The sequence below is a fragment of the Vibrio sp. JC009 genome, from assembly GCF_029016485.1.
Taxonomy (GTDB): domain Bacteria; phylum Pseudomonadota; class Gammaproteobacteria; order Enterobacterales; family Vibrionaceae; genus Vibrio.
The window spans coordinates 3,060,196-3,076,546 of record NZ_CP092106.1 but is presented as its reverse complement, the minus strand read 5'-3'; the positions used below and the strand labels follow the sequence as shown (position 1 = coordinate 3,076,546).

Annotated in this window: 12 protein-coding genes and 1 pseudogene; 6 read left to right on the top strand and 7 right to left on the bottom strand. The window is 48.4% G+C overall.

The features are described 5' to 3' along the window. Positions 1-103: 103 nt before the first annotated feature. Positions 104-1,111, bottom strand: a pseudogene (gene cytR / locus L3Q72_RS13715) (DNA-binding transcriptional regulator CytR); the annotation flags it as partial. Positions 1,112-1,299: 188 nt separating this feature from the next. Further along, positions 1,300-3,501 carry a primosomal protein N' gene (gene priA / locus L3Q72_RS13710; protein WP_275130476.1) on the bottom strand — a complete coding sequence of 734 codons (2,202 nt, stop codon included), beginning with the start codon at positions 3,499-3,501 and terminating at the stop codon, positions 1,300-1,302. A 235-nt stretch (positions 3,502-3,736) separates the two neighbouring features. Here priA and rpmE point away from each other — a divergent pair, with 235 nt between their 5' ends. Then, on the top strand, positions 3,737-3,955 hold the full coding sequence (gene rpmE / locus L3Q72_RS13705) for a 50S ribosomal protein L31 (protein WP_275130475.1): 219 nt from the start codon (positions 3,737-3,739) through the stop codon (positions 3,953-3,955). A 205-nt stretch (positions 3,956-4,160) separates the two neighbouring features. Next, positions 4,161-5,423, top strand: a complete 1,263-nt coding sequence (locus tag L3Q72_RS13700; protein ID WP_275130474.1) for a malic enzyme-like NAD(P)-binding protein — start codon at positions 4,161-4,163, stop codon at positions 5,421-5,423. 133 nt (positions 5,424-5,556) lie between these two features. On the opposite strand, the gene L3Q72_RS13695 is transcribed toward L3Q72_RS13700, so the two are convergent. Together L3Q72_RS13695 and gpmM are read right to left on the bottom strand one after the other, a co-directional pair. Further along, positions 5,557-6,702 (bottom strand): murein hydrolase activator EnvC, encoded by a 1,146-nt coding sequence (locus L3Q72_RS13695; protein ID WP_275130473.1) that lies wholly within the window; start codon positions 6,700-6,702, stop codon positions 5,557-5,559. A 120-nt stretch (positions 6,703-6,822) separates the two neighbouring features. Next, complete coding sequence (gene gpmM / locus L3Q72_RS13690; RefSeq protein WP_275130472.1) at positions 6,823-8,355, bottom strand: 2,3-bisphosphoglycerate-independent phosphoglycerate mutase; 1,533 nt, start codon at positions 8,353-8,355, stop codon at positions 6,823-6,825. Positions 8,356-8,724: 369 nt separating this feature from the next. Here gpmM and L3Q72_RS13685 point away from each other — a divergent pair, with 369 nt between their 5' ends. The 4 genes from L3Q72_RS13685 to cysE all read left to right on the top strand — a co-directional run bounded on the left by L3Q72_RS13685 (position 8,725) and on the right by cysE (position 11,841). Beyond that, a complete protein-coding gene (locus L3Q72_RS13685; protein WP_275130471.1) occupies positions 8,725-9,165 on the top strand; it encodes a rhodanese-like domain-containing protein in 441 nt (146 codons plus the stop codon). Between the two features lie 58 nt (positions 9,166-9,223). Further along, a complete protein-coding gene (gene secB / locus L3Q72_RS13680) occupies positions 9,224-9,697 on the top strand; it encodes a protein-export chaperone SecB (protein WP_275130470.1) in 474 nt (157 codons plus the stop codon). A gap of 106 nt (positions 9,698-9,803) precedes the next feature. Next, on the top strand, positions 9,804-10,838 hold the full coding sequence (gene gpsA / locus L3Q72_RS13675) for an NAD(P)H-dependent glycerol-3-phosphate dehydrogenase (RefSeq protein ID WP_275130469.1): 1,035 nt from the start codon (positions 9,804-9,806) through the stop codon (positions 10,836-10,838). Positions 10,839-11,019: 181 nt separating this feature from the next. Further along, positions 11,020-11,841 carry a serine O-acetyltransferase gene (gene cysE / locus L3Q72_RS13670; protein ID WP_275130468.1) on the top strand — a complete coding sequence of 274 codons (822 nt, stop codon included), beginning with the start codon at positions 11,020-11,022 and terminating at the stop codon, positions 11,839-11,841. Between the two features lie 357 nt (positions 11,842-12,198). Here cysE and L3Q72_RS13665 read toward each other — a convergent pair whose 3' ends face one another. The 3 genes from L3Q72_RS13665 to L3Q72_RS13655 form a co-directional block, all read right to left on the bottom strand. Then, positions 12,199-13,530, bottom strand: a complete 1,332-nt coding sequence (locus L3Q72_RS13665; RefSeq protein WP_275130467.1) for an MATE family efflux transporter — start codon at positions 13,528-13,530, stop codon at positions 12,199-12,201. A 456-nt stretch (positions 13,531-13,986) separates the two neighbouring features. Next, complete coding sequence (locus L3Q72_RS13660) at positions 13,987-15,438, bottom strand: dihydrolipoyl dehydrogenase (protein ID WP_275130466.1); 1,452 nt, start codon at positions 15,436-15,438, stop codon at positions 13,987-13,989. A gap of 148 nt (positions 15,439-15,586) precedes the next feature. Next, a complete protein-coding gene (locus L3Q72_RS13655) occupies positions 15,587-16,318 on the bottom strand; it encodes a glutathione peroxidase (RefSeq protein ID WP_275130465.1) in 732 nt (243 codons plus the stop codon). Between the last annotated feature and the right edge of the window lie 33 nt (positions 16,319-16,351).

The following is a 16,351-nucleotide window of genomic DNA, read 5'->3' as shown; positions in this document are numbered from 1 at the left end:
ATTAAACGAGTTTGTTGTGTGATGACAATCGGATTCAGAAAAACTGAAGCGATGCATAAATTATACATCGCTTTTGGGGTGTGTGTATTTTTCAGGGGAATATCTAGAGTCTTGGTGGCGCAGCGCTGTCACGCACCACAAGATTCGCTTCCAGAAGCCTTGAGCCAGCTCTTACATCACGGCCTTTTAACAGCTCCAGCATCATCAGCATGGCCTGACGGCCAATTTCATATCTTGGCTGCGAGATGGTGGTCAGCGGAGGATCGCAGTACTGAGCAAACTGAATATCATCAAAACCGACAACGGACAGATCCTGAGGTACTCTCAGGCCCAGCTTTTTCGCTTCCTGAATGGCACCAATCGCCATGGTGTCATTGTGACAGAAGATGGCTGTTGGCGGCTCAGGAAGAGCAAGGAGTTTTCTTAAGGCCTTCGCGCCACCGGCAAAGCTGAAGTCACTGTTTACGCAGTAGGTATTGTTCATGGTGATACCAGCCCGGCGCAGAGCCTGCTGGTATCCCTGATGGCGGAACTGGCAAAGAGCCGCGTTTTCCGGGCCGGAAATCTGGGCAACTCTTTTATGCCCCATCTGGGTTAAGTAGTTAACTGCTTCAAATGCTGAGGTCAGGTTATCAATATGGACAGTGGGCAGCTCCAGTTCAGGCGCGTATTCACAGGCCATAACCAGAGGAGGCAGGTTTTTCTGTTCTGGTTTGCTGACATCGAAAGGCAGATCTGTTCCAAGCAGAAGCATTCCGTCTGCCTGTTTGGTAAATACCAGATTTACAAAGGAGCTTTCACGGTTTTTTTGTTGTCCGCTGTCACCAAGAAGAACCAGATAGCCATTTTCCATGGCGGCATCTTCTATGCCCCGGATAATTTCAGTGAAGTAAGGATCACAGATATCAGGGACGATAGTGACGATGGTTTTGGATTCGTTGCGGCGCAGGTTTCTCGCCAGTGAGTTGGGGGAGTAACCCGACTCCATAACAGCATCTTCGACTCGTTTACGGGTAGAGGCTGAAACCTTTTCAGGATTCATTAACGCTCTGGATACCGTAGCAGTAGAGACCCCAGCCAGCTGGGCAACATCCTTCATTGTCGCCATAGAAAATACCCTCTTTCCGGCATGTTAATCGTTATTATTGGGCATGCATTTATATTAATTAACACTGATTTCATATATTGATGATTAGTGTAAGCTTTTGAGCTGCGCCAAATTACGGCAAGATTAACATATTTTACATTCCAGTTGTGATTATTGTCACATGACAGAAATCCAATCCGTACGCCTGTTGATTAGGAGAGATCCTGAGGCTCGATATCCAGTGACCAGCGCACCTTTTTCGCAGAAGGAAGCATATTTATCACAGGCCTGGCGCTGTAGAGCAGTTTTTGCATCTGGCTTCTTCCCGGCGTTTGCAGGATAAGCTGCCAGCGAGACTTTCCTGCTTTCTTCGCCAGAGGCGCAGGCGTAGGCCCCAGAGTCAGGCAGTAGCAGTCGAAGAGCGGGTGAGACTCAAGGGTATGCTTCACCTGACGCAGAAAGTCCTCAACCAGCTCGCTTTTATTGGCTTCTGCCCGGAACAGGGTGAGGAAGGTAAAGGGAGGCAAACCAGCCATTTTTCTCTCTTCCAGCGCGGTTTCGGCAAAGTATGCATAGCCTTTATAGAGCAGAGCCTGAAGCAGTGAGTGCTCCGGATGGTGGGTCTGAAGTATCACTTCACCCGGCTTACTGGCTCTTCCCGCCCGGCCTGCAACCTGAATAAACAGCTGAGCCAGTCTTTCAGAAGCTCTGAAGTCGCTGCTATACAGTGAGCCGTCAACATCCAGCAGGCTGACCAGTGTCACGTTGGGGAAATGGTGCCCCTTTGCCAGCATCTGAGTTCCGATAAGGATCTGGTACTGGTTTTTTCTTATGGATTCAAGGGCAGACTCAAGGCTGCCTTTTCTTCGGGTACTGTCCCGGTCAATACGGAGGGTTTTGTATTCCGGGAACAGGGCGGAGAGCTGAGTCTCCAGCTGTTCTGTGCCAACACCCACAGTGACAAGCTGAGAAGAGCCGCAATTGTTGCACTGGTGGATAACCGCCCGCTGAGAGCCGCAGTGGTGACAGCGGATCTCATTGCTGCTCTGGTGGTAGGTGTAATACGCATCGCAACGCTGGCATTCGGCAATCCAGCCGCACTCATGACACATAAGGGCAGGGGAGTAGCCTCTGCGGTTTAAAAACAGCAGAACCTGGTTCCCGGCACTCAGGTGTTTTCGCATTTCAGCAATAAGAGGCGCGGAAAGGCCACTTTCAAGATAGAGCCCTTTTACATCCAGAACCTTATGAGTAGCAGGTGTGGCAGAGCCCGCCCGCCGGGAAAGTGTTAAATGGTGGTACTTGCCGGTTTTAGCGTTATACAGGGTTTCCAGAGCCGGTGTCGCTGAGCCCAGCACAATAGGGATATTCTCTTTGTGCGCTCTCATAATGGCGACATCGCGGGCATGGTAGCGAAGGCTGTCCTGTTGCTTGTAAGAGGCGTCGTGTTCCTCATCAACAATAATAATCCCCAGATCTTTAAAGGGTGTAAAAAGCGATGAGCGGGTGCCGATGACAATGCCTGCGTCTTTATCCCTTGCAGAAAGCCATGCGTTTAACCTTTCGGTTTCGTTAAGACCTGAATGAATAACAGTAACCGGAACATTAAAGCGCTTTTTAAAGCGGTTAATTGTCTGAGGGGTAAGTCCGATTTCCGGCACCAGAACCAGCGCCTGTCTGCCCGCCTCCAGAACAGGTTTAATCAGGTTCAGGTAAACCTCTGTCTTTCCAGAGCCCGTGACGCCCTCAAGCAGGTAGCAGCCAAAAGCACTATTGCTGTTTACTGTGGCGATAGCAACGGACTGCTCGGTATTCAGCCTGGGTTTATCCTGACCCGTTTCCACATTGTCAGGCCATGGTGTGACCTTTGGCTTTATCTCTGAAGAGGAGATAAAGCCTTTTTCTTCCAGTGTTTTCAATACTGATGAAGAAACTTCTTCTTCCAGCATAACCTGATGTGATACCGGACCGGACTCAAGAAGGTGCAGGACTTTAGCTTGCTGAACCGCTCTTCCAAGTCCTGCCATTAGCCTGTTTTTGCCCTCTTCAGTGATCTGCCACTCTACAATGGAGGCAAACTCGGCCGCTTTACCTTTTCTTAGGGCGGTAGGCAGTGCGTTGGAAAAGGTATCCCCGAGAGGGTACTGATAAAACTGACTGGCCCAGGTAAGTAATCCGTAAAGAGAGTCTGACCAGATGGGGCTCAGGTCGATAACCTCTTTTATCGCCTTTAGCTGGCTTTCAGGAAAATCAGATTTGTGCACCATAGCCGTCACTACACCTACCAGTGTCTGTCTGCCAAAAGGCACAGATACCCGGCCGCCAACAACCGGAAACTGATAAGGCTGAATAAGGTAATCAAACTGTTTATCCAGGGGGACCGGAAGGGCTACCCGGGCTATGGTCGGACGCATAAAAAGAGGTTTACTTGGTCAATTCAGGTCGGAATAGTTTATACCAATTCGGGTAATTATCTAATACGCAAAATAATTGGTGAAAAAACTATCAAATCGGTTGATCCTGAGAGCAGTATTCTTTACTATACTGCGCCTTGACGGTATGGCTATAAACCGTACTATTATTTTTGACTATACGTGTGGTGTCCGGCTTAGAATCGGATGGCGACACGGCCTATTATGAGGTTTTCCCATGAAAACAGGTATCCACCCTGAATACAAAGCTGTAACAGCTACTTGCTCTTGCGGTAACACTTTCGAGTTCAACTCTACTCTAGGTAAAGAAACTATCCACCTGGACGTATGTGACAAGTGCCACCCATTCTACACTGGTAAGCAGCGTATCGTTGATACTGGTGGTCGTGTTGATCGCTTCAACAAGCGTTTCGGTGCACTATCTAGCAAGAAGTAATTACTTTTCTAGTAATACCGAATCTGAAAAGGACGCATTAGCGTCCTTTTCTCGTTTATGCACTAAAATATCCGTTTACTGAATAAAATAAATAAAAATTATTGGTGTGAATGCATTTCTAGTCGTTTTAGGTATAGGAAGTTGCAACAATATCGCTTAGAATTTAGCCCTTTTTATATATTCCTCAATTCAAGGTAACCCCAGTATGTCCGAAGATAACCGCCAAGACTCATTTCGCCAGCAGGCGCTTCACTATCACGCTTATCCGACTCCGGGAAAGATCTCTGTAGAGCTGAGTAAGCCGGCAGACTCTGTTGAAGATCTTGCCCTTGCTTACAGCCCTGGTGTGGCGGAGCCTGTTCGTGAAATCGCGCAGAATGTTGAAAATGTTTATAAGTACACAGCTAAAGGTAACATGGTTGCGGTTATCTCAAACGGTACGGCGATTCTTGGACTGGGTAACCTGGGACCAATGGCTTCTAAGCCGGTAATGGAAGGTAAGGCGCTGCTTTTCAAACGCTTTGCTGGTCTTGATTCGATTGATATTGAAGTTAAGCACCGCACAATCGACGAGTTTGTTGATACGGTAGCGAACATTGCAGATACCTTTGGCGGAATCAACCTTGAAGATATTAAAGCGCCAGAGTGTTTTGAGATTGAGCAACGTCTGATTGAGCGCTGTGACATTCCTGTATTCCATGATGATCAGCACGGTACTGCGATTGTAACTGCTGCCGGTATGCTGAATGCGATTGAACTTCAGGGCAAACAGCTTTCTGAGTCAACCATCGTTTGTCTTGGCGCAGGTGCTGCTGCGGTTGCCTGTATGGAACTGCTTATCAAGTGTGGTGCTCAGCGTGAAAAGATCTATATGCTGGACCGCAAAGGCGTCATCCACACTCGCCGTGAAGAACTGACAGAGCACAAGAAGCACTTCGCAAACAACACGGACAAGAGAACACTGGAAGACGTAATTACCGGTGCTGATCTGTTCCTTGGCGTATCAGGCCCGGATCTGCTACCACCAGAAGCGCTTAAGCTAATGGCTGACAAGCCGGTAGTATTTGCATGTTCAAACCCTGATCCAGAAATCAAGCCAGAGCTGGCACACCAGGTTCGTGATGACCTGATCATGGGCACCGGCCGTTCAGACTACCCGAACCAGGTAAACAACGTTATCTGCTTCCCGTTCATCTTCCGTGGAGCGCTTGATGTACGTGCCCGTGAAATCAACATCGAGATGAAACTGGCAGCAGTAGAAGCGATCCGCCAACTGGCAAAAGAGCCGGTACCGGAGGAAGTCAAGAAGGCTGCTGGTGTTTCTGAGCTTGAATTCGGCAATGACTACATCATTCCAAAACCAATGGACCCACGCCTGCTTCCTCGCGTAGCGAAGGCAGTTGCGCTGGCAGCGGTTGAGTCGGGAGCGGCTCGGATTGAGATGCCTAATGGGTATATGGAAGGTTGATATTTGGCCCTGGGCCCTGGGTTATAGGGCCCTAGGTTTAGATGTCGGAGCTTCAGTTGTTCCGGAGTTATAAGCCTTCAGAAGCGCAAATATTGTCTTTTCCCAGGGCCCAGGGCCGAGAAACCCAGGGCCCTTATCTTGTAAGCCATTTCCTAGGATTCTGCGTCTTACTATTCCTCCGAACCTCAAAATAAAGCGAAGCCTCAGGCTGCCCCCCCGTATCCCCGGCCAGCGCAATAGTCTCACCTGCTTTCACCTTATCCCCTTCCACTTTAAGCAGCGTCTGGTTAAAACCGTAAAGCGTCATATCGCCCTTACCGTGGTCCAGAAGTACCACCAGGCCGTATCCTCTGAGGTATTCAGCAAAGACGACCGTGCCTGAGTAGACCGCTTTCACCGGCTGGTCGTAGTAGGCGTCGATTACCATACCTTTCCAGTTCACCTGGCCGCTCTGTCTTGAGCCGTAGCTGTGCAGAATTTTGCCTTTAAGTGGCCATGGCAGTTTGCCTTTTTGTCTGCTTAGTCCGTCCATAGGAACAGCGCTTCGTTTTGCAGCTTTGGCGATCTCGGATTTCAGGCGGGTTTCGTTTCTTTGTAGTTCGGCCAGATAGTTCTTATTGCTTGAGATGTTTTTGCGGATCTTACCAACCGTGCCTTTACGCTGCTTCTGGGTTTTGGTCAGTTGGTCTCTTTTTTTTGTCTGCTGGGCAAGCAGATCAGCAATCTGGTTTTTTTCGTTGATAAGCTGGCGGTTTTTATCCGCAAGCTGTTTACTGGTTTTATCTAGTTCTGCAATGGCCTTGGCTCTGGCCTGGGCAAGGTGCTGGAAGTACTGACTGATACGAGCTTCTTCTTCACCGTTTTCTGATTCCAGCAGTGCTTTGGCTTCGTTCTGGCGTTTGGTGATGTAATAGGTGGTGATCAGCTTTTCCAGGGTTTCAGTCTGAGTGGCCTTCTGCGCTTCCAGTTTTGCTTTTTGCCCGTTGAACTTGCTGAGATTCTTATTGGCTTTATTGAGTTTGGCCTGGGTCTTCTTTATTTCCTGGCCCAGCTTTGAGATGGAGAGTTCGTGCTTTTTCAGATCCTTTTGCAGGCCGTTCAGCTCTTTTTGCTGGGAAGACAAACTGCTCTTTTGCCGGGATATCTCACTTTTTACCCCGGAGAGCTCTTCCTGACTGGCAGAGGTGCTCAGAGAAAAACAGAAAAGAAACAGACAGCTAATAACAGAGAGTCGTTTCCTGAAGAAATGTCTGAAAGCTGTTGATTTTAAAAGCGTCATCCTTCGCGTATCTCAAGTACCTTATCCAACCCGGATAGTCAGTATACCCAAAATAGCAGATAAAAAAACGCCAGCGTTTTGAAAACGCTGGCGTTGTTAACTATCTGAATAAGCCGTAACTTACTTAACCAGTACCTGACCAGTCATTTCAGCAGGAATTTCCATCTCTGTCAGGCTTAGCATTGTTGGTGCCAGGTCAGACAGTTTACCGCCTTTAACAAACTCAACTTCTTTGTTACCAACGTAGATTAGTGGTACAGGAAGGTTAGTGTGAGCAGTGTGAGTACCGCCTGTTTCAGGGTCTACCATCATTTCTGCGTTACCGTGGTCAGCTGTAAGCAGCATCTGGCCATCAGCTTCTTTGATAGCTTCAACAACTTTACCAACACATGCGTCAACAGCTTCAAGTGCTTTTTCAGCTGCTTCGTAAACGCCAGTGTGACCAACCATGTCCGGGTTAGGGTAGTTACAGATGATAACGTCGTACTTGCCAGACTTGATAGCCGCAACCAGCTTCTCAGTCAGTTCTTCAGAGCTCATTTCAGGCTGAAGGTCGTAAGTTGCCACTTTTGGAGAAGCAACAAGAGAGCGCTCTTCGCCTTCAAATTCTGATTCAACACCGCCGTTGAAGAAGAAAGTAACGTGAGCGTACTTCTCAGTTTCAGAGATACGTAGCTGAGTCTTGCCAGCCTTTGACAGCCACTCACCGTAAGTGTTGTCCAGAGACGCTGGTGGGAATGCGATAGCCAGAGGGATATCTGCTGCGTACTGAGTCAGCATTACAAACTCAATCGCAGGGAATTTAGCACGTTCGAAACCGTCGAATGCAGGAACGAATGAACGAGTGATCTGACGAGCACGGTCAGCACGGTAGTTCATAAAGATTACTGCGTCGCCATCTTCGATAGCTGCAGATTCCTGGCCTTCTGACTTGATAGCCGTTGGTTTAACAAATTCATCGTTTTCTTCACGAGCGTATGCAGCTTCAAGAGCAGCAACTGCTGAATCGAAAGTGAAGTCTGCTTTTTCTTCAGTAAGAAGTTCGTAAGCTTTTTCTACGCGATCCCAGTTGTTGTCACGGTCCATAGCGTAGTAACGGCCAACGATAGAAGCAACACGGCCTTTGCCAAGCTTAGCGAAAAGCTCGTCAAAACGCTTCAGTGAACCTTCAGCGCTACGTGGCGGAGTATCACGTCCGTCAAGGAAGCAGTGCAGGTAGATTTTTTCAGCGCCACGGTGAGCTGCCATTTCAACTGCAGCGTAGATGTGGTCTTCGTGGCTGTGTACGCCGCCCGGAGACATAAGACCCATAAGGTGAACAGCTTTACCAGCTTTGATAGCTTTGTCCATTGCTTCAACAAGCGCAGGGGTCTGCTCGAACTCACCGTCAGCAATAGATTTAGTGATACGGGTAAGGTCCTGGTAAACCACTCGGCCGGCACCAATGTTAGTGTGACCAACTTCTGAGTTACCCATCTGACCGTCAGGAAGGCCAACATCCATGCCAGAAGCAGAAATCAGAGTGTTTGGCTGGGTAGCAAACAGGTTGTCCAGTACAGGAGTGTTTGCGTTTGCAACTGCATTGTTTGCGGTATCTTCACGGTGTCCCCAGCCGTCAAGAATCACTAGAGCCATTGGCTTCTTAGCTGACATAGTATTAACCTCGTTAAATTCCAATTAACTTCAAAAATAAAATTAGCGTAACTTTACTACACTTTTAGGGTAAAACTGTAGGGTAAGATCAAATTATGATCGGTATCCGTTGTTGCTCGGTTACAAATTACAGCTACAAGTGTAGTCAGAAACTGACCTATATGGGATATTGTTGCGAATAATTCTCAACAAATAAAGAACATTTTACCAATTAAATCCATAGAGAAGGTGAACTTTCAAAGATCGCATTCCCATTTATTATTAAGAATTGCTTTCGCCACTCGCATCATACTTCCTTCCTCGTTATACTCACTGCTTCGACAGACTTAGGGCACAGTGCCCGGGCAAAAATAAGTAAGAGTGCAGGACATGCAAGAGTACATCGACTTTTTTCAGGGCAACATGATGCTATCCGTTCTTTGGGTGGGTCTGGCTGTTGCATTAGTTTTAAACATAGTGAAAACAAAAACAGCTGGCTACAAAGAGATTACCTCACCAGAACTAACTCACTTTATTAATAAAGAAGATGGTGTAGTGGTTGATATTCGTACCAAGGATGAATTCAAGCAGGGTCATATTGCAGGCTCAGTTCACGTTTTACCGGCAGATATTAAATCTGGCTCATTCGGTGACCTTGAAAAACACAAAGCTAACCCAATCATTGTGATATGTAAGTCAGGAACGGCTGCTCACGAGAGCGCAAACCTGCTTGCTAAAGCAGAATTTGAAAAAGTTTACTTGCTTAAAGGCGGCCTGATGTCATGGTCAGACGCAAAAATGCCGTTAGTTCGCGGTAACAAGAAGAAGTAAACTCCAGCGCCACTCGGCGCAACCAATATCGTATATATAAAGATTTAAGGATTACAAAATGGCTGAAGCAGCACCTCAAGATACCCAACAGAACTTCACAATTCAGCGTATCTACCTAAAGGACGTTTCTTTTGAAACTCCTAACTCTCCAGAAATGTTCCAGAAAGAGTGGAACCCAGATGTGAAGCTGGATCTTGATACTCAGAGCCGTGAACTGGGTGAGAACGTGTATGAAGTGGTTCTTCGTCTGACTGTAACAGTTAAGAACGAAGAAGAGACAGCATTCCTGTGTGAAGTTCAGCAAGCTGGTATCTTCACTGCAGAGCAAATGGAAGCAGGCCAGCTGGCACACTGCCTGGGTGCATTCTGCCCGAACATCCTGTTCCCTTATGCTCGTGAAACTATTTCAAGCCTGGTTGTTAAGGGTACATTCCCTCAACTGAACCTTGCGCCAGTTAACTTCGATGCTCTGTTCATGAACTACCTGCAAAACCAGGCAGCTCAGGAAGGCGAAGAAGCAGCAGACGCTTAATCGCAAAGATTTAGCTGAAGGCTACTTTATATGTAGTCTTAATATATGCACAGAGCATCTATAATTGGTGCGATGTGCATTTTTTTTCTCTCTATCAGGAAAGGCTATGACAGGTTCGGACGGTAACGAAATCTACGGAAAAGAGATTGAAATGACGGTGATTGGTGCCGGTTCATATGGTACATCTCTGGCAATATCTCTGGCGCGCAATGGCTCGAATGTTGTTATCTGGGGGCATGAAGAAGATCATATGGCGAGGCTGGAAGCTGACCGCTGTAACAATGAGTTTCTGCCGGGGGTCGATTTTCCGGATAACCTGATTGTGGAATCAGATGTTGAGAAAGCCGTAAAAGCGAGCCGGGATATTCTGGTTGTGGTGCCAAGCCATGTGTTTGGTATCGTAATGAATACGCTAAAGCCTCTCCTGAGAGAGGACAGCCGTATCTGCTGGGCCACCAAAGGGCTTGAGCCGGAAACCGGCCGTCTGTTGCAGGATGTAGCTTACGACTGTATCGGTGATAAGTATCCGCTTGCGGTGCTGTCCGGGCCGACCTTTGCCAAAGAGCTGGCAATGGGGATGCCGACGGCAATTGCAGTGGCTTCACCAGATGGTGAATTTCTTAAAGATCTGCAGGGAAAAATCCACTGCAGCAAAAGCTTCCGCGTGTATGCCAACCATGATTTCACAGGCATGCAGTTGGGCGGCGCGGTTAAGAATGTGATCGCGATTGGTGCCGGTATGTCAGATGGTATCGGTTTTGGTGCCAACGCCAGAACGGCGTTGATTACCCGTGGTCTGGCCGAGATGTCGCGACTTGGTGCTGCATTAGGTGCACACTCAGAGACCTTTATGGGTATGGCAGGACTCGGAGATCTGGTACTGACCTGTACCGATAACCAGTCGCGTAACAGAAGATTTGGTCTTGCCCTTGGCCAGGGAAAAGATGTACAAGTAGCACAGGATGAAATTGGTCAGGTGGTTGAAGGCTACCGGAACACCAAAGAGGTGTGGATGCTGGCTCAGCGTATGGGCGTTGAAATGCCAATCGTTGACCAGATTTATCAGGTGTTATATCAGGGTAAAGATGCCAGCCTTGCTGCAAGAGACTTGCTTGCACGGGATAAGAAGACTGAAGACTAATAACGGGACCCGGTCCGGGCCAGCAGACAGATATCGAACACAGACACGCATAAATACATCCATGTAGCTCGATCTCGCCATCCATGGCGAGGACGGTCTGCTTATCGATATCTATCTACTGACCCTCTGAAAGTGGGTATGGCAAACCGGAAGGCAGACAAAGAAACAAAGGTTAGTACAGATGGGACAATGTAAACCGTGCAATGTATGGCGCAGAATTGTAAAAGAAGCTCGTGAGCAGGCTGAGCAGGAGCCTATGCTGGCGAGTTTTTATCATGCCACCATTATCAAGCATGACAGCCTTGGCGCTGCACTGAGTTATATTCTTGCCAATAAGCTAAAGACAGCATCCATGCCGGCAATGGCGGTGCGGGAAGTGGTTGAAGAGGCCTTTGCCAATGACCCTGCTATTACCGAGTCTGCTGCCTGTGATATCTGTGCAACAGTAAGCCGTGACCCGGCTGTTGGTCTGTACTCAACCCCTCTGCTTTACCTGAAAGGCTATCATGCGCTTCAGGGCTACCGGGTATCAAACTATCTGTGGAAGCAGGGACGTATTGCATTGGCAACTTACCTTCAGAATCAGATTTCCGTTGCCTGTCAGGTAGATGCGCACCCGGCTGCACGCATCGGTAAAGGCATCATGCTTGACCACGCAACCGGTATTGTTATCGGTGAAACCGCGGTCGTAGAAGATGATGTGTCCATTCTGCAAAACGTAACCCTGGGTGGTACAGGTAAAGAGTGTGGCGACCGACATCCGAAGATCCGCGAGGGTGTTATGATAGGTGCTGGCTCTAAGATCCTGGGTAATATCGAAGTGGGCGTTGGCGCCAAAATCGGCTCCGGTTCAGTGGTTCTTCAGGCCGTTCCGGAACATACTACGGTAGCTGGTGTTCCAGCGAAAATAGTAGGCCGACCAACTTCAGACAAGCCTTCAGAAGATATGGACCAGCGATTTAATGGTAAGTCTGAACCGCTGGTTGATGGGAGTGGGATTTAATTGAAGGCGACAGGCTACAGGCGCGGACTTCGTCCTACAGGTAACAGGTAAAGTACGTATCTCCAAAATAACCTGTAACCCTGACTCTTATACACAAATATTAAAGTGACCAGAGAATGGTTCTCCCCCTTGAGCGAAAGGCCTAACTGGTTGATAAAGCTAATAGAAGGGGGAGTTAGAGGGGGTTGATTATGCTATGCATGGTTAAACCACCAAAACTTAAACCCATGAGAAACAACCCCTCCCAGCCTCCCCTTCGATGTTACTTCTTCGAAAATCCGGCCTTTCGAGACTAAGGGGAGGAGCATTCTTTGGCTCCTTAAACTTGTGTATAAGAGTCAGCCTGCAACCTGCAACCTAGCAATTTTCCACCCTAAGCTTCAAAGCATAAAAATACCCAAGCCCTCCCCCTACAATGTTCCCAACCGCAATCCCCACAAACAACCCCTGCACTTCATACAGTTCGCTGCCAATCCAGGCCGCCGGTATGGTGAAAACAAACAGCCTTAATACACTCCAGTAAAATGCGTTCAGCGATTTGTGCATGGCGTTTAGGGCGCTGATCAGCAGCATAATAATGCCCTGAAAACCGTAGCTGACCGGGACGATAACCAGATAGAGCCAGATAAGATCATTTACTTCCTGCTCCTGGCCGAAAAGGGCGGCGAGCGGGATGCTTAGCGGCACCATCATTATAAAAATCAGAAGCTGGAACAGTACTGAAAAGCGCATACTTAAGAACAGGGCTTTAAAGCTGCGTTTAGGGTTATCCGCACCAAGGTTCTGGGCCATAAAGGTGGTCAGGATGGAAGCCAGCGACATAATCACCAGCAGCAGAAGGGATTCAATTCTCTGTGCCGCGCCGTATGCAGCGACCGCGGCGGTGCCGTGGCCTGCCAGTAGCTTCATTAATACTGCGCCGGATAGGGGGGTCATTGCACTGGAAAGTCCGGCAGGCGCGCCTATTTTCAGTACCTGCTGCCAGTCTTTAACAACGGATGTCAGGCTTGGCGGTGCCAGCATTTTTTCCCGTTTGATAAGCAGATACAGCGAGCAGCATAGAGCGCCTAACCAGCTTACCGCGCTGGCGATGGCTGCGCCCTGAATGCCCAGCTCAGGAAACGGGCCGATGCCGAAGATAAGCAGGGGATCCAGCAGGCCGTTGATCAGGCCTGCAAGAATCATAATCTTGGCGGGTGTTCTGGTATCTCCCGTGGCTCTGATCACCGCATTGCCTGCCATTGGGATAACCAGGAGGGGAATGGTCAGATACCAGATCAGCATATAATCATTAATCAGAGGCAGCAGCTGGCTCTCGGCTCCGAGCAAAAGAAACAGCGGCTCGACAGTTAATAACCCGGCCAAAGAGGCTAAGGAGATTAATGCAATAGCCAGCAGTATTCCGTGGGAGGCAAATCTGGCAGCGCCATGATGTTCGTTTTGCCCCAACAACCTGCCGATACAGCTTGATAACCCGACACCAATTCCCATGGTGATACAGTTAACCGCAAAGGTCACCGGAAAGGTAAAGCTGATCGCCGCCAGTGCCTGGGTGCCCAGCAGAGAAACGAAGAAGGTATCCACAAGATTAAACAGCAGTATGGCAACCATGCCAAAAACCATAGGTACGGTCATTTGGCGGAGCACCAGTGATATTGGAGAGGTAAGCAGCCCGTGTTTATCTTGCATATGTTTTTGTTTTTATTTGGCGGAAGTGATTAAGAGTAACCTTTTTTTATTGAGCTTTCAGCTGTCAGCCGTCAGCTTTCAGCAGTTTTGAGCACTAAGGTATAAATGAGCAGCAATACAACAGAATCCAAATGTAAAAAAGCTTGTACCCAACTAAAGAGGCGGCAAGCTATTGATAGCCTGACTCTTATACGCAAGTCTAATGGGGCAGAGAAAAGTTCCTCCCCTTAGACACAACAGGTTGGTTTTTAGAAGAAGTTACATCCAAGGGGAGGTTAGGAGGGGTTGCTGCTTAGAGGCTTAAGGTTCTACGATTTAGTTAATCTTTGTATAACCAACCCCCTCTAACTCCCCCTTCTATTAGCTTTATCAACCAATTAGGCTTTATTACTCAAGGGGGAGAACCGTTCTTTGGCCACCTTAGTATTTGTGTGTAAGAGTCAGGCTGATAGCTGCTTAACAACCAGGCCCGCAATCCAGGCAATGCTTAATCATTTCAGGCCCTAAGTGCAGTTTCGCATTCAGGTCGCGAAGCGCTGTACGGACACCTTCTTCGATTACCGGATGGTAGAAAGGCATATCCAGCATCTCCGAAATGGTCATCTTGTTCTGATGTGCCCATGCCAGCAGGTGCGCAAGGTGTTCTGCGTTTGGTCCCATCATTTCAGCACCAAGGAACCGGCCTGTACCCTGTTCGCCGTATACGTGAAGTATGCCTTTATTTCGCAGCATGACACGGGAGCGGCCCTGGTTTTCGAATGAAACCTCGCCTGTTGCAAAACAGCCACATGTGCCCAGGCGCTGTGTAATCTGGCGGTAGGTTTCACCAACCATAGCAATCTGCGGGTCAGAGAAGACAGCAGATATCGCTGAGCGGCGTAATCCGGCTCTAATATCAGGGTAGCGGCCTGCGTTATCACCTGCGATACGTCCCTGATCAGCAGCTTCATGCAGAAGCGGGATCTGGTTGCTTGCGTCACCGGCAATAAAGATGTTGGCTGCTGATGTCTGCAGCGTATAGTGATCCGCAACCGGCACACCGCGCTCATCCAGTTCGATACTGGTGTTTTCGATAGCAAGTTTATCAACGTTGGGTCTGCGGCCTGTTGCTGCAAGCACATAGTCCACTTCAAAGGTTTCAAGCTCATCCTGTTTATTGATAAACATGATCTCAACTTTATCGCCTTTACGCTTCATGCTTTCCACTTTTACATCGGCATCCAGATAGAACTCTTCGCTGAAGGCTTTACCTGCATAGTCCATCACTTCCGGATCCGTTAGTGGGCCAACCTGGCCACCAAGACCAAAGAGTTTTACCTTCACACCCAGGCGGTGAAGTGCCTGACCAAGCTCAAGACCAATAACGCCCGGACCAAATACCGCCACGGACTCCGGCAGGTCATCCCACTCAAAAACATCGTCGTTGATAATCAGACGATCGCCAAGCTCATTCCAAACCGCCGGATAGGCAGGGCGGGATCCGGTAGCAATAACAATACGCTCTGCCGAGATTTCAGTATGATCATCAACAATCAGCGTATTGTTATCAATGAACTTCGCGTAACCGGCAATTTTATCTTCTGCAGGAATCTCATCCACACCTTCAAGAACAAAGCCAACGAAGCGATCACGTTCTCTCTTTACGCGGTCCATCACCTCACGGCCGTTGATATGGATATCGCCCTGCGGGTAAACACCAAAGCCCGGTGCTTTTTCGATCTGGTGAACACTTTCAGCTGCTGCTATTAAAAGCTTAGAAGGCATACAACCAACACGGGCACAGGTTGTTCCGTACGGACCACCTTCGATCATTACTACATTGTCTGTATGTGCTTTTGCAGCACGGTAAGCGCCTAGCCCGGCTGTGCCGCCACCAATTACGGCAACATCAACGTTAATCTTTTTCATGGTTTTTGTTCTCTTAAGTCAGGAGTTCTGGAATGTTTTGGATAACTTAGAAGGTTAATCAGCTTTTAGCCCTGAACCCTTGGGATTTCCCAGGGGCCAGGGCCTATAGGACGCAGTCCGTTCCCAGAACTACGCACCGAATGAGATATTACTTATTCAGGTAAGCTTCCAGCTCTTCGCTTCCCCCAATATACTCACCACCAATAAACACCTGAGGAACCGTTGTTTTACCGGTAATTGCGCGCAGAGTGACTGTTGTTGCATCTTTACCCAGAACCACTTCTTCGTATGCAAGGCCGTTATCAATCAGGTTCTGCTTCGCTTTGGCACAGAAAGGACAGCCTGGTTTTGAGATAACCGTGATGGATTCCTGCACTTTGTACTCCGGTGCAACATAACCAAGCATAGTGTCAGCGTCTGAAACCTTGAACGGGTCGCCCGGCTCGTTTGGTTCGATAAACATTTTTTCTACCACGCCGTTCTTAACCAACATGCTGTAGCGCCATGAACGCTTGCCGAAACCAAGTTCTGCTTTATCAACCAGCATGCCCATGCCGTCAGTGAAGTCACCGTTACCATCAGGAATGAAAGTGATGTTTTCTGCTTCCTGGTCGTCTTTCCATGCGTTCATTACGAAGGTGTCGTTTACCGATACACACAGGATTTCATCAACGCCGTGGTCCTTAAATACCGGGAACAGCTCGTTGTAACGCGGCAGATGGCTTGAAGAACATGTCGGTGTGAATGCGCCCGGAAGGCTGAATACGATAACGGTTTTGTCTTTGAACAGTTCATCTGTTGTTACATTAACCCATGCATCGCCCTGACGAGTTGGGAAAGTTACCTGTGGAACTGCCTGACCTTCTTTAGATGTAAACATAATCTTTATCCTTTTAGTTAAGCCAGCTGGCTT

Coding starts and splice junctions, on each gene's coding strand:
- priA (WP_275130476.1), bottom strand. CDS start 3,501: ATGCGTCCGACCATAGCCCGGGTAGCCCTTCCGGTCCCCCTGGATAAA.
- rpmE (WP_275130475.1), top strand. CDS start 3,737: ATGAAAACAGGTATCCACCCTGAATACAAAGCTGTAACAGCTACTTGC.
- L3Q72_RS13700 (WP_275130474.1), top strand. CDS start 4,161: ATGTCCGAAGATAACCGCCAAGACTCATTTCGCCAGCAGGCGCTTCAC.
- L3Q72_RS13695 (WP_275130473.1), bottom strand. CDS start 6,702: ATGACGCTTTTAAAATCAACAGCTTTCAGACATTTCTTCAGGAAACGA.
- gpmM (WP_275130472.1), bottom strand. CDS start 8,355: ATGTCAGCTAAGAAGCCAATGGCTCTAGTGATTCTTGACGGCTGGGGA.
- L3Q72_RS13685 (WP_275130471.1), top strand. CDS start 8,725: ATGCAAGAGTACATCGACTTTTTTCAGGGCAACATGATGCTATCCGTT.
- secB (WP_275130470.1), top strand. CDS start 9,224: ATGGCTGAAGCAGCACCTCAAGATACCCAACAGAACTTCACAATTCAG.
- gpsA (WP_275130469.1), top strand. CDS start 9,804: ATGACAGGTTCGGACGGTAACGAAATCTACGGAAAAGAGATTGAAATG.
- cysE (WP_275130468.1), top strand. CDS start 11,020: ATGGGACAATGTAAACCGTGCAATGTATGGCGCAGAATTGTAAAAGAA.
- L3Q72_RS13665 (WP_275130467.1), bottom strand. CDS start 13,530: ATGCAAGATAAACACGGGCTGCTTACCTCTCCAATATCACTGGTGCTC.
- L3Q72_RS13660 (WP_275130466.1), bottom strand. CDS start 15,438: ATGAAAAAGATTAACGTTGATGTTGCCGTAATTGGTGGCGGCACAGCC.
- L3Q72_RS13655 (WP_275130465.1), bottom strand. CDS start 16,318: ATGTTTACATCTAAAGAAGGTCAGGCAGTTCCACAGGTAACTTTCCCA.